This is a genomic window from Actinocrinis sp. (genome assembly GCF_035938995.1).
Lineage (GTDB): Bacteria > Actinomycetota > Actinomycetes > Streptomycetales > Catenulisporaceae > DASZGI01.
The window spans coordinates 17,401-41,192 of record NZ_DASZGI010000145.1 but is presented as its reverse complement, the minus strand read 5'-3'; the positions used below and the strand labels follow the sequence as shown (position 1 = coordinate 41,192).

Here is a 23,792-nt window from a genome sequence, read left to right as displayed (position 1 = left end):
CGACGCGGTAGGCCGCAGGGCCGACGACCGGCCTCGACGTGCCGCGGTGCCGCTCGAGGGACTGGACGATCATCTGCGTCAGCGTCGCAAGAGTGTCCGTGTTGTCGGCGAGCGAGACGACGGCGACGAGTACGTCCCGGTCGGCGGACTCGACCGGCAGACCGGCGGCCAGGAGATCCCGCTCGACGGCGTTGCCGTCGGCACCGGTTCCCGACAGGACGAGGGTGAGCTTGAGCGGGTCGACGGCCGGGCCGTCCAGCACGGTCAGGCCGTCGACGCGGCGCAGTCGGTCGCGGGCATCGCGGGTCGCGGCGATCGCGCCGTCCAGGAGTTCCTCGCCGTCCCGCTCCAGCAGGGCACGGGCTGCGTCGGTGCTGGCCAGGATCGCCCCCGCGGGGCTGGTGGTCGCGCCCGCCTCGACGCCGGCGTCGAGGCGGGCGGGGTCGAGGCGCCCGGTGCGGGCGAGGACCAGCGCGGCCTGGCTCCAGGCGGGCAGCGTCTTGTGGGCGCTGGTGACCATCACGTCTGCGCCAAGCTGCAGCGGGTGCCGCGGCAGGTCGGGATGGAACCCGAAGTGCGCGGCCCAGGCCGCGTCGACGACCAGCGGCACCCCGTGCTCGTGCGCCGCGTCGGCCAGTGCGGCCACGTCGCCCACGGTGCCGACGTACGACGGGTCACCGACGAACACCGCCCTTGCGTGCGGGTGGTCGGCCAACGCGCGGCGCACCGTCTCAGGCGAGACGCCCAACGGCAGGCCAGTGGCCGCGTCGACCTCGGGCCGCACCCACACCGGAGTCAGCCCGGCCAGCACCAGCCCCAGCAGCATCGAGCGGTGCAGCGTCCGGCTCACGATCACCGTGTCGCCGTCACCGGCCACCGCCAGCGCCACGGCCTGGTTGGCATGTGTGGCGCCACCCGTGGAAAAACGGCAGAAGTCCGCGCCCCACAGCCGCGCGGCACGCGACTCGGCCTCAGCCAGAACGCCGCCGGTGAGCTTCATCGTGTCCAGGCCGGCATACAGCGGCACGTCGCCGCTAATCACGTCGCCGACCAGGTCGGTGCGCTGCTTGTGGCCCGGGATCGTGAACGGCGTCGACGGACGCTCCCGAAAGCGCAGCCATGCGTCCAGCAGCGGTGCCTGTGCGCGCAGCCCCCGTGGATCAGTCGGCAACAGGACTCCAGCCGCTAAGGACGGCCACCAGCCCGGTCGCGAATGCTCGGACCTGCCGCAAGTCGACCCACTCGTCGACGGCGTGCAACCCGCCGCCGGAGGGTCCGCACACCAGCGTCGGGCAGACCCCCTGCCATAGCGGCGCCTCCATCCAGTACGGCGCGTCGAAGGTCGGCCCGGTGCCGAGCTCGGTCCCCAGCCTGGCCGCCAGGCCTGCGGCCGGACCTGACCCGTCCAGACGCCAACCGTCGCGGTGGGCAACCAGCTCGGCCTCGGCCTGCCACTCGGGCCGCAGCAGCGCGCGCACCTCGGCAAGCGCGTCGGCGCTCGACCGTTCCGGGGTGGTGCGCAGCTCCACGAGGCACTCCGCGTGGCCGGGCACCACGAACGCCGACTCGCCGCCCCGCGCGAAGGTGACCATCAGGTCGCCTCCGGCGGCGCGGACATCGCCAGCGCGATCGTCGACCGCGTGCAGGAGTCGGCCCAGGTGAGTGACCGCGTTGACGCCCAACTCGGCCTGCGAGCTGTGCGCGGCACGGCCGGTGAACGTCACGCGTACGACCGCGAACCCACGCAACGACCTGCTCAACGCCAGATCGGTCGGCTCAGCGATCAGACAGGCATCAGGTCGCACCCCCAGACCCGCCAGAGCCGTGATCACGGCCTCGCTGCCGAGGCTGGCGTCCTCCTCGTCGGCGACCAGGGCCAGAACCGGCCGCACCGGGGCGCCGACGGCCACCAGACGCTCGGCCGCAGTGACGATCGCGGCGACGCCGCCCTTCATGTCCGCCGCGCCACGCCCCACGAGCCGATCACCGACGATCCGTGCCGTGAACGGCTCAGGCATGCCAGCGACGCCAACCGTGTCGAGGTGACCGTTGAGCACGATCGTCGGCCACCCGGCGGGACCGGGCGGCACCGCCACCAGGCTCGGCCGGTCGTCGTGGCTGAAAGCCGGCACCACCGTCACGGCAAAGCCAGCGGCCGCCAGCCGCTTGCGCAGGTGACCAACGATGCGTGTCTCGCCCGAGGCACCGGGCACCAGCCCGGGGTTCACGCTGTCGATACCGACGAGCTCCGCAAGAAGATCCACCACGGCGGTCTCGACGTCTCGCATGGTTCTAGCCTATGGTGCGTTCGCTGGTCGGCCGCTCCGCTCCACGCGCGTAGTCAACATGCCGCGCGCGTAGTCAACATGCCGAACGTGTCGTACACCACTACACCGGCGTGAGCTGCGATGGGACCGGAATGCTCCTAGGTGACGATGGACCTCGTGCCTGTCCTTTTGAAAACCCTGCGCATGCTTGGGGCAGTGCGCACTGCTGCGCTGTGCGCCCGAGCCGATTGCCGAACAAGCCCGGATCATCCACCTTGACGTCCGAAGACGCGACCGCCTCGGCGACATCCTGCGCGAGTACGAACATGTAGCGCGACCTGTGCGGATGGAATAGTCGGCACCCGCAACATCGACGCGGAGGCGATCCGGGCTACTGGCGCGCTCGACGACGACGGCCGTCCCCTGCGCGACCCGGAGCGGCAGACCATCCGGCAGGTGTGATCAAGGCTGCTTGACCCTGGCGTATGTGTGGCGGTTTGCGTGATCGCCGGTCGGCCGCGCTGTCTCGGGGTGTGCCGGTGACATGGGACAACGCAAGGCGTACCGGACAGACCTGAGCGACGAGGAGTGGGCGCTGATCGAGCCGACGCTCACCGCATGGCGTGCAGGCAGGCGCTTCATCAAGGAGGCGACCACGCCTTTACGGAAAATCGTGAACGCCGTCGTGTACCAGAACCGCACCGGTCGCCAGTGGGACCTTTTGCCGCACGACTTCCCGCCGCCCTCGACCGTGGCGAAGGTGGCTGGCGTGGGCGGGTTCACGCCCGTACCGCAACGCTGGAAGTCCGAGCGCACCTTCGCTGGGTCTCGCGCTCTCGCCGGTTGAGCCAGGACTATGAGACCTGGCCAGTGTCGTCCGAGTCCCAGATCCACTGGACCATGATCGGGATCATGCTGCGGCGCTTGACCGGCCGGTCACCCAAGACCAGGTACCGCACCAGACCGGACTTCGCACAACACTGCCGGCACCGCCACATCATGCACTGGTCCGCCTGGCGAAGACGCCATCAGACCATCTCACGACGGTGCCATTGCCAGCGATATCACGGGTCAGGGCACGAGATACGACTGGAGTATTAGGGTGTCAGGTTCGCGGCGGTGGTATTGGACGGTGGCGCGGCTCGGGCCGCGGAAGCCGCAAGAGGCACGAGCGACGGGTCAGCCGGTGGCCCGCAGTCTGGCCAGAGCCTCCGCCAGGAGGATCTCTGCCTCCGCCTCGCTGCGCCGCTCCCGGACATACGCAAGGTGCGTCTTGTAGGGCGCGGCCGGCGTGTGGACCGGCGGGTTGTCGCGATCGCGGCCGGCGGGCAGACCGCAGCCGGGGCATTCCCACACCAGCGGGACAACCGCGGTGGCGGCGAATGACGGCCGCGTCACGTGGCCGGCTTCGCACCAGAAGGACACTGCGACGCGCGCCGCCGCCTCGCCGCGCTCGGTTTCTCCCATCGGGCCCGAGCCGATCCTGCTTCCGCGTATACCGCTGCTTCGCGCCATGGTCGCGATCTCCTCTCGACGGAACTGTTGAGAACCAACCTGCGCCGAACCGCCCCGCCACGAGTGCTATCGAAGGCCGGTGAGGTGACTGTCCTTCGCAGCCTATGCCCTTGTTGCGCCGGCGGCGGTCTCACCCGATGCCGCTGTACGTGATCGGCACCGCTGAGTCGCCGATCGACAGCGGATGAGAAGTCGGACGGCGGCGCAGACCGGCGGGCTGGCTCGCCGGTCTGCACCGCCGGTCTGGGAGTATGCCTAAGGCACTGACGGCATGTCCCATATGGGCATTCAAGCCCGTTTCGCCGTGGGCGAGGCGAGGATCCGGATCATTGATTGGTCCGAAGACGGGTGTCCGATAATGCCGAACCAAGGCCTTGTAAGTGCCGACAAGTCATCCATGCGGTTCAGCGGGCATATGGGTCGATACAGTGATCATTCGACCATATGCGGAGTTGAACACGTTCAGTTGATCTCCTGATCTTTCTGAACACGTTCGACGGCTGCCCACCGTATCCTTGGCTCAGAGCCTTCAAAATACTCTCACCAGCGCGGATGAGTTTCCGGCACCCACAGCGCCAAGCAGTGGGAGATCGGGCCCGGGGTGCTCGACCCCTCCAAGCCAACGTGGACGGTGCGGGTTGAGGCGGGGGATGTGCTGTTGGTGCCGGAGGGCCTGCCTCACGTGGTTTCCACCCCCGAGGAGCCGGGGCACTCGCGACACCTGCAATTCGCCCTGTGCCGTGTCCCGCTGGACGGACCGGTCGAGCCCACGCTGTTGCCATAGCCGACTGCGGAACGGACGGGTCCGCCGTCGCGGCCACCACCGGATGAGCTAGCCGGACCGCCCCGACTTTGCAGGAAAGAGGCCGGTCCGATGGGACGTGAATCCCGGTACTGATGGTACTGGCACGCACCCGCGTGCGGACCCGGCCGGGCAAGGAGGCTGATTGCCCGACGACCGGCATTCGATGGCTAATAACGGGATCGCGAACAAGCACGGCGCGAAACACCGGGCGCTGGCCCGCGGACTGCGCGACCGCCAGGACGACTACTTGCGCTTCCTCGGCGACGGCTTCGCAATCCCCTGGGACAACAACGCGGCCGAGCGCGAAGTGAGCATGGTCAAGGTCCGCCAAAAGGTCTCCGGATGTATGCGGACCCTGGCCGGAGGAGCCCCGCGACTTCGCCGCGATCCGTTCCTACCTCGAGACCGCCGTCAAACACGGCATCCGCTTCATCGGCGCGCTCACCATTTTGGCCGAGCGAAATCCCTGGCTGCCCTCAGCCTGCTGACGACCTGATCAGTTACCTTGACGCGAGCCGCGCGCGGTGCATGAATGAGCGTTATATCGTTGTAATGACTGCCTCGGCCGTACCCACCGGCCTTCATGTCCCGGACCCGGACCACCGCCGTGCGTTCCTGCACGCCGCACGGCGGCGCGCGCGTCCCGGACCGGCGCGGGCCAGAATTCTATCGATTACCGAAGGACAGTGATGGCGCTCTCCCGCAGGACATTCGTCCGCAGTGCACTGATCTCGGCCGTGGGTGCGCCGGCCTTCGCGCGCCTGGCGGCGACCCCGGCCTACGCCTCCGTCGCCCCTGCGGCCGGCGGACTGTACCCGAGCAACGCCGCGCCGCTGGCCCCCACGGCGTTCCTCCGGCTGCCGCCGGGCAGCGTGCAAGCCGCCGGCTGGCTGGCCGGCCAGCTCCAGCTCCAACTCGCCGGGCTGTGCGGGCAGTACCCGGCGACCTCGCACTTCCTGAACTACGCCACCACCGGCTGGGTCACCCCGAGCAACGTCGGCTGGGAGGAGGTGCCCTACTGGCTGCGCGGCTACGGCGACCTGGCCTACGCGACCGGCGACTCCACCGCGCTGGCGGCCACCGAGAAGTGGATCGGCGGCATCCTGGCCACCGCGCAGTCCGACGGCTTCTTCGGCCCGACCTCGCTGCGCACCTCGCTGAACAACGGCCCGGACTTCTGGCCCTACCTGCCCCTGCTCGAGGCCTTCCGGACCTTCCAGGAGTACACCGGCGACACCCGGATCATCCCGGCCATGGACGCGTTCTTCACCTACATGCACGCGCAGTCCGGCTCGGTCTTCTCTCAGAGCTGGGTCTCCTACCGGGTCGCCGACCTGCTCGAGAGCATCTTCTGGCTCTATAACCGGACCGGCGCGAGCTACCTGCTCTCCCTGGCCGACACCGTGCACACCAACAGCCAGAACTGGGTCAACAACATCCCGACCCCGCACAACGTGAACATCGCCCAGGGCTACCGGGAACCGGCGCTCTACGCGCTGCGCAACGGCCAGTCCTCACTGACCCAGGCCGCGTACCAGAACTACAACACGGTGATGGGCACGTTCGGCCAGTTCGCCGGCGGCGGCTTCGCCGGGGACGAGAACTACCGCAACGGCTACACCGACCCGCGCCAGGGCTTCGAGACCTGCGGCATCGTCGAGTTCATGGCCAGCCACGAGATCATGACCCGGCTGACCGGCGACCCGGTCTGGGCCGACCGCTGCGAGGACCTGGCCTTCAACTCGCTGCCCGCGGCCCTGGACCCGAGCGGCAAGTCCACCCACTACATCACCAGCGCCAACAGCGTCGACATGGCGGACACCGCCAAGACCTTCGGCCAGTTCGGCAACAACTGGGCCATGCAGGCATACATGGCCGGCGTCGACCAGTACCGCTGCTGCCCGCACAACTACGGGCAGGGCTGGCCGTACTTCAGCGAGGAGATGTGGCTGGCCACGCCGGACAAGGGCCTGTGCGCGGCCATGTACGCACCGTCCAAGGTCACCGCCAAGGTCGGCGACGGCACGACCGTCAACTTCACCGAGACCACGGACTACCCCTTCAACGACACGGTCACGATCACCCTGTCCAGCCCGAAGCAGCTGGCCTTCCCGCTCTACGTGCGGATCCCCGGCTGGTGCTCCTCGCCGACGCTCCAGGTCAACGGGCAGTCTGTGGCCGCGGCCGCCGGGCCCGCGTTCGCACGGGTCAACCGGACCTGGTCCAACGGCGACGTGGTCACCCTGCACCTGCCGCAGGTCACCAGCCTGCGCACCTGGGGCGCGAACCACAACAGCGTCACGGTCGACCACGGCCCGCTGACCTACTCGCTGCAGATCCAGGAGAACTTCGTCCAGACCGCCGGGACCAGCCAGTTCCCGCAGTACGAAGTGCACGCCGCGAGCGCGTGGAACTACGGCCTCGCCCTAAGCTCCAGCAACCCGGCCAGCTCGCTCACGTTCGTCCCGGCCACCGCCGCGACCCCGGCCAACCCGTTCACCCAGGCGACCGTGCCGACGAAGATCACCGCCACGGTGCAGCCGCTGAACGGCTGGCAGACCGACTCGCAGAACGTGCTGAGCACGCTGCAGGCCAGCCCGGCGCTGCCGACCGGCCCGGCGGTGGCCGCGACCCTGATCCCGATGGGCGCGGCGCGCCTGCGCATCACCTCCTTCCCCACGGTCTCATCCTCCGGGGCCCTGTGGACCGCGCCGAACACCGGCGCGTGGATGCGGATCCGCAACGCCAATAGCGGCAAGGTCCTGGCGGTCGCCGGCGCGTCCACCGCGGACAGCGCCAACGTCACCCAGTACGACGACAACGGCACCGCCGACCACCTCTGGCAGCTGATCCCGAACGGCCAGATCCGGATCAACAACAAGAACAGCAGCCTGGTCCTCGGGGTCACCAACATGTCCACGGCCGACAGCGCGGACGTGGTCCAGTTCGATGACAGCGGCACCGCCGACCACCTGTGGACCTTCGAGTCCGACCCGAGCGGCTGGTGGAAGATCGCCAACGTCAACAGCGGCAAGGTGCTCGGCGTCTCGGGTATGTCCACGTCCAACAGCGCCGACGTGGTCCAGTTCACCGACAACGGCTCGGCCGACCACCTGTGGCGGCTGCGGCCCGGCGGCGGCTCCTGGTTCCGGATCCAGAACAAGAACAGCAGCCTGGTCCTGGCCGTGTCGAACATGTCCCTGACCGACAGCACCCAGGTGGTCCAGTACGCCGACAGCGGCACCCCGGACCACCTCTGGCAACTTCTGTGACCCGGTGGCGGCGGCCCGCCGCCACCCGCTCCACCAGCCGCACCACACCGGCAGAGCCACTGCCGAACCCGATCCCCGCGACGCGCCCAGCCAGACCGCCCGGCCCGGCGCGCCACCCGAAAATGCAGGACCCACAGCGTCAGCCGAACCCGATCCAAGCCCCGCTGCCGAATCCTTCACGGCAGGCACGTCCGCCCCGGACCGGGCAGCCCGCACCCGGCTCTGGACCGGGTGCTTGTCCACCGGCCGGCCCTCATCCGCCCGGATCCACGTCCTGAGCGCCTCGGGATGCACCCCGAGCGGTCAATTCCGCGGCGTCGCGCAGGATCTCGTTCTCCATGCGCAGGCGTTGGATCTCGCTTCGCTGCTCGCGCAGCTCGGTTCGTAAGCGGCCGATGGCGGCGGTCAGGTCACGGTGGTCGCGTCGGTGGGCGGGAGTGAGTAAGGACTCTGGTGCAACGCTTGAGGCGAGCCATGCGGTGTTGTCGAATCGTGCCCAAATCCCACAGCCGATTCGAGAGACCGAGCTCGGAACGCACGCTGCTCCACCAGCGCAAATGCCAAAGTGGTGTCGAAAACCGTGTCGACACCGGCCCCGCTGAGAGCACGAGCAACACCAGCCAAGCGAAGACCTTCAGGATCGACTGGTAGAACAGCGACACTGCCACGAGTCGCGATCACGCCGCACCAGAGCGAACGCGTGACCAGCAGGGCCGGAATGCTCACGCGCCACTCGACACATACCGTGAATCTAACATCAGCACCCAGTCTGTCGCGTCGAGGCGCAAATCTCCTGGTCATCACGTGCGCGGAGTTTTTCGACAGGACGGGCTCGCGATAGCCGCTTTGGCGGTCTGCCTGCCGCTGCTCGCCACCCCCGGATCCCGTCCGGCGCGGCAGCTGTCGCATCGGGCTGGCTCGGCGCTGGAGCCGTTGGCGGTCAAGATGCTCGCGTTCGTCGTACTCGCCGTGCTCTAGGTCGAGGTCAGGTAGCAGGCCTTGACAACGCCATAGACCGGATCGCTCCCGAAGGCCGCGACGTTGCATGACGCGCCGTTGGTGAACGTCTTGTAGATGTACTCGCCACCCGTGCCAAAGGCGACCGTCTGCGTTCCGCTGAATGCGCAGGTGCCGTTCTCGCTCGCGCACTGTGTGTCGAACCCGGACGGAGCTGCGCCGTGCTGGTAGCAGGATTTGGCGACACCGGGGATCGGGTCGGCGCCGAACACGGTGTTCGAGCAGATGATCGGCCCATTCGACGTCGAATACACGAACGCGCCGTTCGCGCCGTAGGCGATGAGCTGCGTCCCGGTCACCCCGCACGATCCGTTCTCGCTCGCGCACTGCGTCCACGCCCCTGCGGGCGCTCCGGCCGTGGGCAGGTAGCAGGCCTTGACAAGTCCTGGCATCGGGTCGCCGAAGGTCGAGTTCGAGCACGCGACGCCTGAGCTCGCGAGCTGGTAGTTGAACCCGCCGTTGGCCCCGTAGGCGACCATCTCGGTACCCGAGAACGAACAGGTCGCGTTCTCGGCGACGCACAGGGTGTACCCGGAGGGGCCGCCGGAAGGAGCGACGTAGCACGCCTTCAACACGCCCTGCGCCGGGTCGCCTCCGAAGGCGGATGCGGTGCATGCCGTGCCTCCGGCGACGGTCTTGTACAAGTACGAACCGGCGCCGAAGGCGACGACAGTGGGGCTGGAGGTCGAACATGTGCCGTTTTCCGTGGCGCACCAGGTGAATCCGGCGGGTAGCTCTACCGGGGAGGCGGCGGGCACCGGCCCCGTGGTGACGCTCGTCGAGAACTTCAGTGACCTGTCCGTTTCGGCGCTGAACGTCGAGCCGCCGTTGCCGCTGTACGCCTCACCGCCGCCCGGGTAGGGACTGGAATCGCTGTAGGCCATGCCGTAGCACCCACTGGTCGCCACCGACTTTACGAGGAGGCCGTATCGGGTGCCCGCCGTCACGGAGATGTCCGGCGTGATCGTGACGGCGCGCGGCGACCAGCCGATCGAGGAGGCCGGCAGCACTGTCGAGCTCAACACGGTCCCGGTGGGCTGGAACGAGCTGCTCGCCTGATAGACATCGAATTCGAGTCCTGCGTTGGGGTCGCCGCTCTGGAAGGTCGTGTAGGAGACCGCGGATAGGGTCCCGCTGCGGCTCGGCACGAAGGTCTGGAAACGGGCAATACCGGTCCGCAGGTCGCAGAAGGTGCGGAATCCGCTTACGCCGTCGGCCTGGTCGACGCCGGAGGGCTGGTTCTGACTGCCCGCCGCACCCGTCGCGAGCGTGAGCGAGAACGAGTTCTGACAGGCGATCGGCGCGATCGACCCGTCGGCGGCGAAGGACAGCGGGGCCCAGTAGTAGTTGGCGAGCGCCTCATTGTGCGCACCGTCCCACAGGTCGCTGGCGTAGAGGTACGCCGTTCCGGTCGTGGTGGGTATGGCCGAGACGAATGAGGGCTGGCCCCCGCAGGAGGTCGTGGTGAGCTTCGTCGCCGCCGACCACGGACCCAGTGGGCTGGACGCGGTGCGGTAGGAGGTGCCGGTGCCGGAGCAGTACCCGCAGTTCGGGTCCGAATATGTCAGGTAGTAGACGCCGTTGCGCTTGAACAGCGCCGGGGCCTCCGTCGCGCTCTGGCCCAGCCTGGTATAGGCGCCGGTTCCCGACAGGTCGTCGGCGGTGAGCCGTTCCACGACGAGATCGCCGCCGCTGCGCCAGTCGGTGTAGACGATGTAGGCGGTGCCGTCGTCATCGGTGAAGACGGTCTCGTCGCCGTTGTTCACGCCGCCGGCCGGGGCGTTGTTGTTCACGGCGAGCGTCGGAACCGCCTGTTCGGTGAAGGGCCCGGTCGGGCTGGAGCCGGTGAAGACGCGGTATTCGACGCTGTTGTCGTACACGTTGACCCAGAGCACGTACATGCCGGTGCCGGCGTCGTAGACGACGTGTGGCCGGAAGCAGCCGTAGGTGGAGCCGTTGCAGCGGGTCTGCCAGAGGCTGCCGGTCGGGTCGAAGAGCAGCCCCCGGTCGGTCCAGTGCACTAGGTCGGGCGAGCTGTAGACCTTGAAGCCGCAGAACGGCGTGCCGGTCGTCAGCCAGGAGAAGCCGCAGTTGTAGGCGGTGCCGTACAGGTAGTACATGTCACCGAACAAGGCGATCATGCCGTCGTGCGCGTCCACGGCGTTGCCGTCGGTGTCGAACCTCACGGCCTGGTTGCCGCCGGAGTCGAAGTTGGTGATCGTCGTGGTGTACGCGGCGGCGGGCGGGGTCGCCGCGGCGGATCCGGCGGTCATCGCGCTGATCAGGACCGCGACCAGCGCGATGACGAGCGCGGTGACGGATCCGGGCAGCGCGGGGTTCGGTCGGCGCATCGCTTGCTCCAGAGATGCCGGGACGGTGAGTGCGGGTGTGGGTCGTCACGCCGGCACTACCGCCGCGCCGAGCGGCAGGGCCTGGCTCACCAAGGTGTTTTAAAACGTTTCATCTCATCTTCGCGTATCTTAAACGCGCCATTGCGGTCGCGTCCATACCCCGGATTCACAAGCTTGAGCACGTCGGCGCTCCGCCTCGCGGAAGGCAAGCCCCGACGTATCGGCGTTCACCGCGGGCCTCCCCGATTCGCCACTGGTTGGGCTACTGACTCGCCTCGGCCTGGTCGCTCAGCCGAGCGCCGCGCCCGATCATCTGTCGACATGTGAGAGCCCGGTTGGCATGAACACTGCCGCCGTGAAGACAGGAGACGATCAGAGGGTCCCGGCGGCAACCGCGCCGAGCGCGCGCTCGCCCGCCGGTTCAACGGCGGCCGCGCCAGTGTTTAAACGATTCATTGACGACCGCCGGGTAGCTGGCTACGATGACGCCTGCCCTCCGGGATCGTTGACGATCCACGCTCCCGGACCGGCCGAGCAGTTATCACAGCATTGCCATACTCGGTTGCCACGGCGCGGACAGCCGAACACGGAGCCGAATCGTGGCGGCCGGACATCGAACCGGGCCGCCATATCCAACAACGAGCCCGCGTTCCTGCCCGCCCGGCCGAGACATCTGCGGCCGCGAGGCGCGCTGCGCGCGGCCGGAAGGTCGACGATGTTCGGATCGAATCACGCGGCCGATTCAGCAGGCTGCTCGCGACATCTTTGGCACAGCAGTAAGAACGTCAGGGCGGCGCGTCTGGCTTGGCTCTCGACCCTGGTCACGGCCGCGGCCATGGTCTACCCCGTCACGGTCGCGACGACCGCGCGCGCCGCCGAGCCGGGCCCTCCGCCCGGTTGGAGCACGATCTTCAGCGACGACTTCAACGGCGCGGCCGGCTCCCCGCCTTCATCGTCGAACTGGATGTTCGACACGGGCCCCGGTTCCAGCGTCGGGACCGGCGAGATCGAGACGATGACCGACTCGACCGCCAACACCTACCTGGACGGCAACGGAAACCTTGACATCACGGCCCTCGGCTCGGGCGGTTCGTGGACTTCCGGGCGGATCCAGACCACCGCCCCCGAAGTCGGGGCCCCGGTCGGCGGCAAGCTCGAGGTCACCGCATCGATCCAACAGCCGAATCCGTCCGGCGGCCTGGGGTACTGGCCGGCGTTCTGGATACTCGGCCCCGGACAGTGGCCGGAGAACGGCGAGATCGACATCATGGAGGACGTCAACGCCCTGTCCGAGGTGGCGGGCACGATCCACTGTGGCACTTACCCCGGCGGCGTGTGCAACGAGGGCACCGGGATCGGCAGCGGGCTGCGCGCCTGTCCCGGTTGCCAGACCGGCTTCCATACATACTCGATGATCCTCGACCGGACGAACACCTCGGCCGAGTCCATCACGTTCTCCCTCGACGGCAGCGCGTACTTCTCCGTCTCGGAGAGCCAGGTGGGCACGAGCACTTGGCAGGCGGCCTTCGACCACAACGCGAGCGGTGCGACCTCGTGCAGCAACGCGGTGTTCGGCGACCCGAACAACGGCGTGACCAAGGCCTGCTATGTCGAGACTGCTCCGCCGGGGACGAATGTCTGGGCGCAGCGCGCGGGTGAGAACGGGACCTGCTCGTACAGCGGTGTGATGACGGTGGCGTACGGCGCCAACGGCAGCTATAACTACGCGACTCTCGGCGGCGGCACCGCGTGCAACAACACCGTGTTCGGCGACCCGGCGTTCGGCACCGCCAAAACCTGCTACGTCCAATGACGCCTGATCTCACGGCGAACCGCGCGCCGTCCACAGCATCGCGGGCCGGTTTCGTCATGCCCGCCCGCGATGCCGATGGCACACGCCCGCTGCACGCTTCGGCCCGGGGATCCTCCGCGAGCCGATCCGACCCGATCACTCATCGAGAGGTAAGGACTCGTATGATCCGAAAGCGATTGCGCGGCGTCACAGCCCTGGCTGCGCTGGGCCTGGCCACGGCCGCAGGGGTGGTGGGCATCGCCGCCTGGCCGGCCCACGCCGCGACCGCGTGGCCGGCGCACGTCTTCGCGCCGTACGCCGACACATGGAGCGGGAACATCACGCTGAGCAATGTCGCCAGCCAGTACGGCACGAAGTTCTTCACGATCGCGTTCGTCGACGGCGCGGGCTGTCAGTGGTCGATCGGCGAGCAGTCGAGCCTGCAGTCGCAGATCGCGGCATTGCGGGCCCAGGGCGGAGACGTGGCGATCTCCTTCGGCGGGTACACCTCCGACGCGAACCTGACGGAGCTGGGCGACTCGTGTTCCAGCCCGCAGGCCGCGGCGACGCAGATCGAGTCGGTGGCCAGCACCTTCGGGGTGACCCATCTCGACTTCGACATCGAGGCGAACTCGCTGACCAACGCAGCGGGCATCGACCGGCGAGATAAGGCACTCGCCCTGGTGCGCTCCTGGGCGTCCGGCCAGGGTCTGTCGCTGACCTTGTCATTCACGATCCCGACACTTCCCAGCGGTCTGACCCAAGACGGATTGAACCTGCTCGCGAACGCGCGGTCGAACGGGTTCACCCCCGACATCGTCAACGTGATGACGATGGACTACGGGACGTCGGGCACCGAGATGGGCGACGCGGCCGTCCAGGCGCTCGGCGCGGTCGCCGGGCAGGTCGCGAGCACGTTCGGCATCTCGACCTCCGCGGCGTACGCGAAACTCGGCGACACCCCGATGATCGGGCAGAATGACAGCGCAGGCGAGATTTTCACGGTCGCGGATGGCGCCACGCTCGAGTCCGCCGCGGCGTCCGACGGCATCGCCCTGCTCTCGTACTGGGATGAGAACCGGGACAACGGCGGCTGCCCCGGCCAGACCAGCGCCTCGGGCACGTGCAGTGGCCTCAGCCAGAACACCGGCGACTTCGCCAGGACATTCCAGGGCTTCACCGGTGGGGGAGGTAGCGGCGGTTCGGGCTCCCAGTCGTTGCCGGGTACGTGGTCGCAGTGTGCGGCTGAGAATGGTACGTGCGCGGTCAGCGGTGCGTCGGTGATCGCGTACGGTGCGGGTGGCCGGTTTAACTATGTCAATGCGAGCGGTGCGACCTCGTGCAGTAACGCGGTGTTCGGCGACCCGAACAGCGGTGTGGCCAAGGCCTGCTATGTCGAGAGTGCTCCGCCGGGAACGAATGTGTGGGCGCAGTGTGCGGGTGAGAACGGGACGTGTTCGTTCAGCGGCGTGATGACCGTGGCCTATGGCGCGAACGGCAGTTACAACTACGCGACCGTTGGCAGTGTCGCGTGCAGCAACTCAGTGTTCGGCGACCCGGCACCCGGCACTGCCAAGGCCTGCTACGTGGTCGGCGCACCGCCGAGCTTCACCACGTGGACCAGTTGCTCCGCAGAGAACGGTTCGTGCTCGTTCTCGGGTACTCACGAGGTCGCCTACGGCGCCAACGGCCAGTACTTCTACGGCAGCTTCACCGACGGCACGTCGTGCAGCAACGCGGTGTTCGGCGACCCGGCGTTCGGCACCGCCAAAACCTGCTACGTGCAGTAACGACATCGCAGCATTGACAAACGCACGGGTCGGCCGGGACATCCCGGCCGGCCCGTGTCGCACTGCGCTGTGTTGCGCCAGGTGCGGTAACTATGTGCGATCACCTGCGGGCAATCATTCGAGGGTGATCGTGTGCTGCCCTGCGCCGATGCCATCGAGGATGGCGTAACCGCCGACGAACCGCGCGTTGTAGGCGGTCGGCTCGGCGCCGGCGCGGCTCAGGACCACTCGGCCGTCTACGCGCACCTTCGCTGTCACGCTGTCCACCGGCACCGCGACCTGGCCGCTGGTGCCCGTGGGCGCCGTGATCCGCAGGGTGAACGACGGTGCGCCGCGCTTCTCACCGACCTGCCAGCGCACGGTGAGCGGACCGTACGGGGTGGACAGCTGGCCGCGCGCCCAGGTCACGGTGCCCGGGTGGGGCCGTACGGTCCAGGTCGAGAATCCCGGTCCGGTGGGGGCCGCGCCGAGCAACTCGTTGGTGAGCGCGGGCAGCACCCCGGTCGACCAGCCGTGCGCCATGCTGGTGAAACCGCCCTCGTAGGGCGTGCCGCCCGGCCCGATGCCTTCCCAGGCGGTGATACCCGGGTCGTGCGTGTACATCCAGCCATAGGTGCGCTTGATCTGGTCGATCGCCGAGTCAGCCTCGCCCGCTTCGAAGCGCGCGACCACCTCGGGATAGGAGGTGAACGCATAGACCCGCTGCGCGGCGCCTGAGACTCCGTCAAGCGTGTCGTTGTCCATGAACGCGTTGCCGTAGGGCAGCTTCGTCGTGGCGTCCAGATGGGCGAGCGCAGAGGCGGCGCGGGCGGAGTCGGCGATGCCCGCCGTGATGGCGATCGCGTTGCCGTCCTGGGCGTGGCGCACCGCTCCGTCGGCCGAGTCGAGGTAGGCGCCCGCGGCGGCGTCCCACAGCAGCGTATTGATCGCCGCGGCAACCGTGGCCGCACGCCGCGTCCAGCGGTCCGCGTCGCCGGAGTGACCGAGCAGCCGTGCAACGTTCGCGGCGTCGTTCAGCGCCTGTACATAGTTGGCGTTGTAGTACGTGATCTCACCGCTGCGCGGCAGGAAGGCATAGTCGCCATAGCCACCGGTGCCGTTGAGCCCCTTGCTCAGCAGCCCGTTGCCGTCGGTGACGCTCGGATACCAGCTGTCGAGCACGGCGAGCAGGTTCGCGTAGTAGTCGGCCGCGTAGCTCACGTCGCCGGTGTACAGCACGTAGTCCCAACTCGCCGTCACCCACCACAGCGGATAGTCGAACAGCGGCAGGGTGTACCCGCCGATCGAGGCCGGTGGGATCCAGCCGTCGGAGCGCTGATGGTTCGCCAGGTCGGCGAGCACGTTGCGGGCGGCGGCCGCCGCGTCCGGATGGGTGAGATAGAGGGTGCGGCCCGAGACCGCGATGTCGCCGACGTACGGGTCGCGGTCGCGCTTGGCGCCGTCCTGCAGGACGAGTTCGCCCTCGAGCGTCGGGGTCGCCGCGCCGCGCGGGTCGCAGTCGGTGGCCCGGAACGTGTCGGTGATCAACTCATTGGTGTAGGCGGCGGCGTACCAGCAGCGGTTGAGGTCGTCGTCCGAGCACAGGAACCAGCCGCCGTAGCTGTCGGGTGTGCCGAGATAGGCGGTGAAGTCCAGTGACACCGCGTCGATGGCGACTTGCCCGTACGGCAGTGCGGCGGGCGCGTCGGAGGGCAGCGCGTCCAGGGTGATCTTCAGATAGCGGAAGCCGTGCAGTCCCTCGGCATACACCTGGCTTCCGGACTGATAACCCTTGACGTCGGTCCAGTCGGCGCCGTCAGCGGGCACCGCGAACTGATCGGTACCGGGGCCGCCGCCGGACTCGTCGGCGCGGGCGAAGTCGGAGCGGTCGGTGAGGTACTGGGTCGTCTCGGAGAACGCCAGGCGCACGCCCGGCTTGTTGGCGGACGCCCAGGCGAACCTCACCCTCGGGTAGCCGACGACGACCTTGCCGAAGTCGAGCGTGACGCTCGGCGGGACGATCGGCTCGACCAGGCCCGGCCACAGCTCGTTGACCCGGGTGAACTGCCCTTGCGGGGTGGCCTGGTCGAGGGTCACGGTCAGGCGGACCTGCGTGGTGGTCACGGGCGAGGCGAACGGGACGGGCACCTGCACCGCACTGTTGCCGGTGACCGTCGCGCCGAGCTGCCAGGACGCACCGTCCCAGGTCTCCACGGTGAAGTCGACGGGCACTCCGTCAGAGTTCGACAGCAGGGTGACGCCCGGCAGCGTCACGGCGCTCGGCGAGGTGATCGTCAGGACGGCGGGATACGTGTTCGGATCGGCATCGTTCCAGAAGGTGGTGGGATTCCCGTCGATCGCATTGGACGGGTCGTAGGTGGTGTACGTGCCGTTGTCGCCGTTGTTCGGCGCGTGAAATGACGAGGCGGCGGCCGTAGTTCCAGTGGGCCACGACGGCGGGGTCGGCGGCTCGGGGCGGGTCAGCACCGTGACAGCGCCGCCCCGCGCGAGCAGCGCCTCGGGATTCGTCACGTCGCCAGCGAATCCGAGTACCTTGACCGGTGAAACGTTACGACTCCTCGGTGCGTACACATAGTGTCGCCAGTCGTCGGTCGGGCCTAGGGCGCCGCCTGCTGCGGCCGCATCGGCGCCGACGGGTCCGCTGCTGCTGGCGGCATCGGCTCGGCCCGCACTGGTAAGGGCGAATCCGGGCGTTGCGAGCGCAGCCAGGCCGAGGCTCGTCTTGATCACGGTTCGTCGTCGCGGTCCGTGACCGATCGGCTCCGTCATTGGGCCTCCCAGAAATTGAAACGATTCATAACCCGCGTCTGGGATATTACAAGGAGATGAACCTCTCAGCTAGCCCCGGTGCGGGCTACCGGCAGGAGGGCTCGAATCGGCGCAGCGGCTGGGTGCGCGCGACCAGGGCGCGCAGGTCTGCCAAGTCGCCGCTCACCGCTGCGGCCGCGCGCGCCTGGATCAGCAGGTTGCCGATCGCGGCGGCCTCGACCGGCCCTGCGATCACCGGCGCGCCGACGGCGTCGGCAGTCAGCTGGCATAGCAGTGTGTTGCGAGAACCGCCGCCGACGATGTGCACGGCGGCGATGCGCTTGCCGGTCAATTCGGACGCCTCGGCCAGCGCCCTGCGATAAGCCTCGGCGAGCGAGTCGAGGATGCAGCGCACCATCTCGGGGTGGTCGCGGGGCACCGGTGTCCCCGAGTCGCGGCACATGGCCGCGATGCGTTCGGGCATGGCGCCGGCAGCGAGGAAGACCGGGTCCGTCGCGTCGATCAGGCTGCGTCGGCCCGGTACGTGCGCGGCGGCGTCGAGCAACGCGGGCAGATCAGCCTCGCGGCCCCAGTCGCGCAGGCACTCCTGCAGCAGCCACAGGCCCATGACATTGCGCAGGTAGCGCACCGTGCCGTCGACGCCCAGCTCGTTGGTGAAGTTCGCGGCGCGCGATTTCTCGGTGCGCACCGGGGCGTCCACCTCGACGCCCACGAGTGACCAGGTGCCGGACGAGACATACCCGAAGTTCTCGTCGGCGGCGGGGACGGCGGCGACGGCCGACGCGGTGTCGTGCGAGCCCACCGTGTAGACCGGGGCCCGGAAGTCGGCGGCGAAGCCCGCGGGTTCTCCCGGGCCGCGCAGCGGCGCGAACAACGCGGGATCGAGGTCGAGCGCGTCGAAGACCTCCCGCGACCACGACCCCGTGCCCGGGTCGAGCAGGCCGGTGGTGGACGCGTTGGTGATCTCGGTCCCTGCGACGCCGGTCAGCCGCCAGGACAACAGATCCGGGATCATCAGGATGCGTGCGGCCGCCTTCAGATCTGTGCTGTCGCGTGCCGCGTAGAGTTGGTGGATCGTGTTGAACGGCTGGTTCTGAATCCCGGTGATCCGGTAGAGGCGCTGCGCGCTGATGCGCCCGAAGACCTGCTCGGGGACATCCACGGTGCGCTGATCGCGGTAGTGGATCGGGTCGTCGAGCAGGCGGTCGTCCGCGTCGAGCAGGCCGTAGTCCACCGCCCAGCTGTCGACCCCGATCCCCGCCACCCGGCCGCCCGCCCGCAGTCCCTCGCGCGTCTCGCGTTCGAGCGTGCTGAAATCCCAGCGCAGCGCGCCCCGAGTAGTCAGCGGCCGGTTGGGGAAGCGGTGAATCTCGGTCAGCTCGAGCCGGCCGGGTCCCACGACGCCGCGGATCACCCGTCCGCTGGACGCGCCGAGGTCGACCGCGGCGAACGCCTTCGTGCTCTGACTCATCGCAGGAACGCGGCCGCGACGCCGGCGTCGACGGGGACGTGCAGGCCGGTGGTGTGGCTCAGGTCGCCGCCGGTGAGCGCGAACACCGCATTGGCCACGTGCTCGGGCAGCACTTCGCGCTTGAGCAGGGTGCGCTGGGCGTAGAACTCGCCGAGCTTCTCCTCGGGCACGCCGTAGACGGCGGCGCGTTGGGCGCCCCAGCCCCCAGCAAAGATCCCGGAGCCGCGCACGACGCCGTCGGGGTTGACGCCGTTGACGCGGATGCCGTGTTCGCCGAGTTCGGCGGCCAGAAGGCGGACCTGGTGCGCTTGATCGGCCTTGGCGGCGGAGTACGCGATGTTGTTCGGACCCGCGAACACTGCGTTTTTGGACGCGACGTAGACGATGTCACCGCCGAGTCCCTGCTCGATCATGGCGCGGGCGCCCTCACGGGAGACGAGAAACGAGCCGCGCGCCATGATCTCGTGCTGTACGTCCCAGTCGTGGGCAGTGGTCTCCAGCAATGGTTTGGAGATGGAGATCCCGGCGTTGTTCACGATCAGATCGACGCCGCCGAAGGCGAGGACGGCAGCGCGCAGCGCATCGGCGATCTGCCGTTCGTCGGTGACGTCCACGGTGACGGCGACCGCTTTGTCCCGGCCGCCCAGTTCCTCGGCGACGGCGGCCCCGCTCTCGGCGTTCAGATCCGCGACCACCACGCAGGCGCCTTCGGCGGCCAGCCGGTATGCGATCGCCTTGCCGATGCCGCTGCCCGCGCCGGTCACGAACGCGATACGGCCGGCCAGCGGCTCGGGCTTGGGCATCCGGGCGAGCTTGGCCTCCTCCAGCGCCCAGTACTCGATCCGGAACCTCTCCGACTCGGGGATCGGGGCGTAGGAGGACACTGATTCGGCGCCGCGCATCACGTTGATCGCGTTGACGTAGAACTCGCCGGCCACGCGCGCGGTCTGCTCGTCGCGTCCGAAGGAGAACATCCCGACGCCGGGCACCAGCACGATCGCCGGGTCCGCGCCGCGCATCGGCGGGGAGTCGGCGGTCGCGTGGCGGGCGTAGTAGGACGCGTATTCCGCGCGGTAGGCGTCGTGCAGTTCGCGCAGCCGGGCGACGACCTGCTCCAGCGGAGCCGAGGCGGGCAGATCGAGCACGAGCGGGCGGACCTTGGTGCGCAGGAAATGGTCCGGGCACGAGGTGCCCAGCGCGGCCAGACGCGGGTGCTCGGCGTGCGCGAGGAAGTCGAGGACTACCTCACCGTTGGTGAAGTGGCCGACCTGCCGCTGATCGGTTGAAGCAAGACCTCTGATGATCGGGGCGAGCGCGGCCGCGCGTTCCCGGCGCTCGGCTTCGGGCAGCGCGCCATAGCCGTCGAGCACCGGACCGAACGGCTCGGGCCTGCCGCGCGCGTCGAGGTATTCCTGCGCGGCGCGGATGATGCCCAGCGAGTTCGCCTCGCACTCGGCACTGGTCGCGCCCCATGCCGTGATGCCGTGGCCGCCGAGAACGCAGCCGACCGCCCGCGGATTCGCGGCCTTGATCGCGGCGATGTCCAGGCCGAGCTGGAAGCCGGGACGCCGCCACGGCACCCAGACCACCCGGTCGCCGAAACAATCCTTGGTCAGCGCTTCGCCGTCGGCCGCGGTCGCCAGCGCGATCCCGGAGTCGGGGTGCAGGTGGTCGACGTGCGCGGCGTCCACCAGCGCGTGCATCGCGGTGTCGATCGAGGGGGCCGCGCCTCCTTTGCCGTGCAGGCAGAAGTCGAATGCGGCGACCATCTCGTCCTCGTGCTCGACCCCGGTGTAGACGTCCCGCATGGCGCGCACCCGGTCCAGGCGCAGCACGGCGAGGCCGGCCTCGCTGAGCGTGCCCAGATGCCCGCCGGACCCTTTGACCCACAGCAGTTCCGCCTCCCGGCCGGTCGCCGGGTCGAGCCCGGCCCCCTTCGCCGAGGTGTTGCCGCCCGCGTAGTTGGTGCTGCGCGGATCGGAGCCCAGGCGGTTGGAGCGCTCGAGCAGCTCTCTGACGGTGTCCGATATCTCAGCGTCCGCCGTCCCAGCGTCCGATATCTCCACAGCCCGGCTCACGCTCCCCAGCTGGCCTGGACGCCGCCGACGCGCTGCGCGACGATGCGCTCGCGCCAGCCCGAGGTGCGATACGCGGCCATCGGGTCCGGATCAAGGCCCTGTTCCTCACGCAGTTCGGCCAGCAGTGGGCGCACGTCGGTGTTGTAGGCGTCCATGAGAACCGCGTGCGCGCCGAGCACGTCGCCCTCGTTCTGCGCAGCGCGCAGCGCCTCGGCGTCCACGAGCAGCGCCTTGGCCGCGGCCTCCTGCACGTTCATCACCGAGCGGATCACCGCGGGGATCTTCTCCTCGATGTTGTGGCACTGATCCAGCATGAAGGCGACGCCCGCCTCCGGTTCCAGCCCGCCGCCGCCCACCACCTCGTGCACGATCCGGAACAGCTGGAACGGGTCGGCCGCGCCCGCCATCAGATCGTCGTCCGCGTAGAAGCGGGAGTTCAGGTCGAAAGCGCCCAGCTTCCGCTCGCGCAGCAGGAACGCGACGATGAACTCGATGTTCGTCCCGGGAGCATGATGCCCGGTGTCCACCACCACCTTCGCCTTCTCGCCCAGCTTCATCGTGTGCGCATAGGCGGTTCCCCAGTCGGGCACGTCCGTGTGGTAGAAGGCCGGCTCGAACAGCTTGTACTCCAGCACCATGCGCTGCCCGTCGCCCAAGCGCTCGTAGACCGCGGCCAGAGCTTCGGCGAGCCGGTCCTGGCGCGCGGCGATGTCGTCCTGCCCGGGATAGTTCGTGCCGTCGGCGAACCAGAGCTTGAGCGCGGTCGAGCCGGTGGCGTCCATCACGTCCACGCAGTCCAGCAGGTGTTGCAGAGCCTTGCGGCGCACCACCGCGTCCGGGTGGCAGATCGAGCCGAGCTTGTAGTCCTCGTCCTGGAAGGTGTTCGCGTTGATCATCCCGATGCGCAGGCCCAGCGAGGACGCGTGTTCGGACAGCTTTCCGAAGTCGTCCACGCGGTCCCACGGGATGTGCAGCGACACGCTCGGCGCGGCCCCGGTGAAGCGGTGCACCTGTGCCGCGTCCGCGAGTTTCTCGAACGGGTCGCGCGGCACCCCCGGCTGCGGAAAGACCCGGAACCGGGTGCCCGAATTGCCGAAAGCCCACGACGGCAGCTCGATCCGGAGCGTCGCGAGCCGCGCCTTGACCGTGGACCGGTAGCCCATCGCCGTCACCCTGCCCGTCACCGTGAGGCACCCCCGCGGATCGCGTATGAATCGTTTCAGATCGGCAACCTAGATCCAATGCCGGGCGCTGTCAAGGCCATCCGGGCCGACCGGAGGCCACCCGCCAGTTGGACCCTTTCAAAGGTAGGTCCCGGGGACGCGGAGCGCCTACGATGTGAGCGGACGCGGTCGGCCGGGAGCGGGCCGCATCGACCGGGCGTCGCGGTGGGATCGGGTGAGGAGCTGGCTTGGCGCGCATCGTGGGCATCAAGGACGTGGCGCGGCAGGCGGGCGTGTCGGTCGGCACGGTCTCGAACGTGATCAACCGGCCGGACCTGGTTTCCGAACAGACGCGCGAGCGGGTGCAGGCGGCGATCGACCTGCTCGGCTTCGTGCGCAGCGAGTCGGCCCGGCAGCTGCGGGCGGGGCGCAGCCGGATCGTGGCGATGCTCGTGCTGGACATGACCAACCCGTTCTTCGTCCAGGTGGCGCGCGGCGCCGAGCGCGAAGCGCGGGCCGCCGGGCTCGGCGTGACGTTGTGCAACAGTGCCGAGGATCCGAGTGAAGAGGCCGAGTACCTGTCCTTGTTCGCCGAGCAGCGGGTGCGCGGGGTGCTGATCACCCCGGCCGACCCGACCGGGGCCAACCTCGCCGCTTTCCGCCGCCGCGGCATCCCGTTCGTGCTGGTGGACCGGTCCGCGCCGGTGGGGGAGTGCTGCTCGGTATCCGTCGACGACGTGACCGGCGGACGCCTGGCCGCCGACCACCTGCTGGACCAGGGCCACGTCGCGATCACCTACGTCAGCGGTCCGATGCATCTGGCGCAGTGTCGGGACCGGCGCACCGGAGCGCTCGCCGCGCTCACCGCCCGCGGCCTGCCTGAGGACGCGCTCACCCATATCGAGACCCCGCGTCTGGACGTGGCCGCCGGCCGCGACGCCGGGGCGCGCCTGCTGGGCCTCTCACGTCGGCCGACCGCCGTGTTCTGCGCCAACGACCTGCTCGCCTTCGGCGTGCTTCAAGCCCTGCACGCCGCGCGGATCGCCGTACCCGACGCGGTCGCGCTCGTCGGCTACGACGACATCGAGTTCGCCGCGGCCGCCGCGGTGCCGCTCACCTCCGTACGCCAGCCCGCTCTCGAGTTGGGGCGCACGGCCGCGACGCTGTTGCTGGACGAGACCGGCGACGACGGGGACATGCACGTCCATCAGCGCGTCGTGCTCCAGCCTGAGCTGGTCGCCCGCGAGTCCACGGGGCATCCATCCCGGCCGTGAACAGCTTGGAACGCGCCGCTCCCGCGCTCGCCGGATGCGCGGCTTGCCCGCGATTTCCTTTCCGATTGCGGCCGCACACCAGTCGCAATCGCCGGTGCGCTGATGGTCTTCGAACTGCGCGGTGAGGTGGCGGACTCCGCATCGCGGTGAGGACATAATCGTGCCCTGATTTCGGAGCCGGCGGGTGGTCTCCCGGCCATCCCTCAGTCCGCGGCATCGGCGCCATCC

15 protein-coding genes are annotated in these 23,792 nt (G+C 69.0%); 7 read left to right on the top strand and 8 right to left on the bottom strand.

Annotation, left to right across the window (positions count from 1 at the left end):
- Positions 1–1,171, bottom strand: a 1,171-nt coding sequence (locus VGZ32_RS10140; protein WP_326885656.1) for an aminotransferase class I/II-fold pyridoxal phosphate-dependent enzyme, incomplete at its 3' end; no start/stop codon positions are given.
- Entirely contained in the window at positions 1,161–2,288 is a 1,128-nt protein-coding gene (locus VGZ32_RS10135; protein WP_326885655.1) for a M20 family metallopeptidase, read from the bottom strand. The genes VGZ32_RS10140 and VGZ32_RS10135, both read right to left, overlap by 11 nt.
- 523 nt (positions 2,289–2,811) lie before the next feature.
- Here VGZ32_RS10135 and VGZ32_RS10130 point away from each other — a divergent pair.
- On the top strand, positions 2,812–3,114 hold the full coding sequence (locus tag VGZ32_RS10130; protein WP_326885653.1) for a transposase: 303 nt from the start codon (positions 2,812–2,814) through the stop codon (positions 3,112–3,114).
- 332 nt (positions 3,115–3,446) lie between these two features.
- Here the strand turns inward: VGZ32_RS10130 and VGZ32_RS10125 are convergent, their stop codons facing one another.
- The gene (locus VGZ32_RS10125; RefSeq protein ID WP_326885652.1) at positions 3,447–3,782 is read right to left on the bottom strand and encodes an RNA polymerase-binding protein RbpA; all 336 of its coding nucleotides are present in this window, start codon (positions 3,780–3,782) and stop codon (positions 3,447–3,449) included.
- A gap of 947 nt (positions 3,783–4,729) precedes the next feature.
- Between VGZ32_RS10125 and VGZ32_RS10120 the strand changes: the two genes are divergently transcribed.
- From VGZ32_RS10120 to VGZ32_RS10110, 3 genes are all read left to right on the top strand, one after another.
- On the top strand, positions 4,730–5,083 hold the full coding sequence (locus VGZ32_RS10120) for an IS66 family transposase (RefSeq protein WP_326885651.1): 354 nt from the start codon (positions 4,730–4,732) through the stop codon (positions 5,081–5,083).
- Between the two features lie 193 nt (positions 5,084–5,276).
- A complete protein-coding gene (locus VGZ32_RS10115; RefSeq protein ID WP_349263551.1) occupies positions 5,277–7,859 on the top strand; it encodes an RICIN domain-containing protein in 2,583 nt (860 codons plus the stop codon).
- Between the two features lie 804 nt (positions 7,860–8,663).
- Complete coding sequence (locus tag VGZ32_RS10110; protein WP_326885648.1) at positions 8,664–8,837, top strand: hypothetical protein; 174 nt, start codon at positions 8,664–8,666, stop codon at positions 8,835–8,837.
- Here the strand turns inward: VGZ32_RS10110 and VGZ32_RS10105 are convergent.
- Positions 8,834–11,227: a family 43 glycosylhydrolase gene (locus VGZ32_RS10105; protein WP_326885647.1), complete on the bottom strand. Its 2,394-nt coding sequence runs from the start codon at positions 11,225–11,227 to the stop codon at positions 8,834–8,836. The genes VGZ32_RS10110 and VGZ32_RS10105 overlap by 4 nt on opposite strands.
- An 835-nt stretch (positions 11,228–12,062) precedes the next feature.
- On the opposite strand from VGZ32_RS10105, the gene VGZ32_RS10100 reads away from it, so the two are divergent.
- A complete protein-coding gene (locus tag VGZ32_RS10100) occupies positions 12,063–13,040 on the top strand; it encodes a hypothetical protein (protein WP_326885646.1) in 978 nt (325 codons plus the stop codon).
- 161 nt (positions 13,041–13,201) lie between these two features.
- Positions 13,202–14,809, top strand: a complete 1,608-nt coding sequence (locus VGZ32_RS10095; protein ID WP_326885645.1) for a chitinase — start codon at positions 13,202–13,204, stop codon at positions 14,807–14,809.
- A gap of 114 nt (positions 14,810–14,923) precedes the next feature.
- Here VGZ32_RS10095 and VGZ32_RS10090 read toward each other — a convergent pair whose 3' ends face one another.
- From VGZ32_RS10090 to rhaI, 4 genes are all read right to left on the bottom strand, one after another.
- Positions 14,924–17,578, bottom strand: coding sequence for an alpha-L-rhamnosidase C-terminal domain-containing protein (locus tag VGZ32_RS10090; RefSeq protein ID WP_349263550.1), 2,655 nt, complete (start codon positions 17,576–17,578; stop codon positions 14,924–14,926).
- Between the two features lie 85 nt (positions 17,579–17,663).
- Entirely contained in the window at positions 17,664–19,049 is a 1,386-nt protein-coding gene (locus tag VGZ32_RS10085) for a rhamnulokinase family protein (RefSeq protein ID WP_326885643.1), read from the bottom strand.
- Positions 19,046–21,079, bottom strand: a complete 2,034-nt coding sequence (locus tag VGZ32_RS10080) for a bifunctional aldolase/short-chain dehydrogenase (protein ID WP_349263554.1) — start codon at positions 21,077–21,079, stop codon at positions 19,046–19,048. Before VGZ32_RS10080 ends, VGZ32_RS10085 begins: the two co-directional genes overlap by 4 nt.
- 44 nt (positions 21,080–21,123) lie before the next feature.
- The gene (rhaI, locus tag VGZ32_RS10075) at positions 21,124–22,290 is read right to left on the bottom strand and encodes an L-rhamnose isomerase (RefSeq protein ID WP_349263553.1); all 1,167 of its coding nucleotides are present in this window, start codon (positions 22,288–22,290) and stop codon (positions 21,124–21,126) included.
- Positions 22,291–22,538: 248 nt separating this feature from the next.
- On the opposite strand from rhaI, the gene VGZ32_RS10070 reads away from it, so the two are divergent.
- Entirely contained in the window at positions 22,539–23,564 is a 1,026-nt protein-coding gene (locus tag VGZ32_RS10070) for a LacI family DNA-binding transcriptional regulator (protein ID WP_326885640.1), read from the top strand.
- The last annotated feature ends 228 nt before the right edge of the window (positions 23,565–23,792 follow it).

Excerpts from the sequence above, each read along its gene's own strand:
- VGZ32_RS10135 (WP_326885655.1), bottom strand. The coding sequence starts at position 2,288 with ATGCGAGACGTCGAGACCGCCGTGGTGGATCTTCTTGCGGAGCTCGTC.
- VGZ32_RS10130 (WP_326885653.1), top strand. The coding sequence starts at position 2,812 with ATGGGACAACGCAAGGCGTACCGGACAGACCTGAGCGACGAGGAGTGG.
- VGZ32_RS10125 (WP_326885652.1), bottom strand. The coding sequence starts at position 3,782 with ATGGCGCGAAGCAGCGGTATACGCGGAAGCAGGATCGGCTCGGGCCCG.
- VGZ32_RS10115 (WP_349263551.1), top strand. The coding sequence starts at position 5,277 with ATGGCGCTCTCCCGCAGGACATTCGTCCGCAGTGCACTGATCTCGGCC.
- VGZ32_RS10105 (WP_326885647.1), bottom strand. The coding sequence starts at position 11,227 with ATGCGCCGACCGAACCCCGCGCTGCCCGGATCCGTCACCGCGCTCGTC.
- VGZ32_RS10100 (WP_326885646.1), top strand. The coding sequence starts at position 12,063 with ATGGTCTACCCCGTCACGGTCGCGACGACCGCGCGCGCCGCCGAGCCG.
- VGZ32_RS10095 (WP_326885645.1), top strand. The coding sequence starts at position 13,202 with ATGATCCGAAAGCGATTGCGCGGCGTCACAGCCCTGGCTGCGCTGGGC.
- VGZ32_RS10090 (WP_349263550.1), bottom strand. The coding sequence starts at position 17,578 with ATGACGGAGCCGATCGGTCACGGACCGCGACGACGAACCGTGATCAAG.
- VGZ32_RS10085 (WP_326885643.1), bottom strand. The coding sequence starts at position 19,049 with ATGAGTCAGAGCACGAAGGCGTTCGCCGCGGTCGACCTCGGCGCGTCC.
- rhaI (WP_349263553.1), bottom strand. The coding sequence starts at position 22,290 with ATGGGCTACCGGTCCACGGTCAAGGCGCGGCTCGCGACGCTCCGGATC.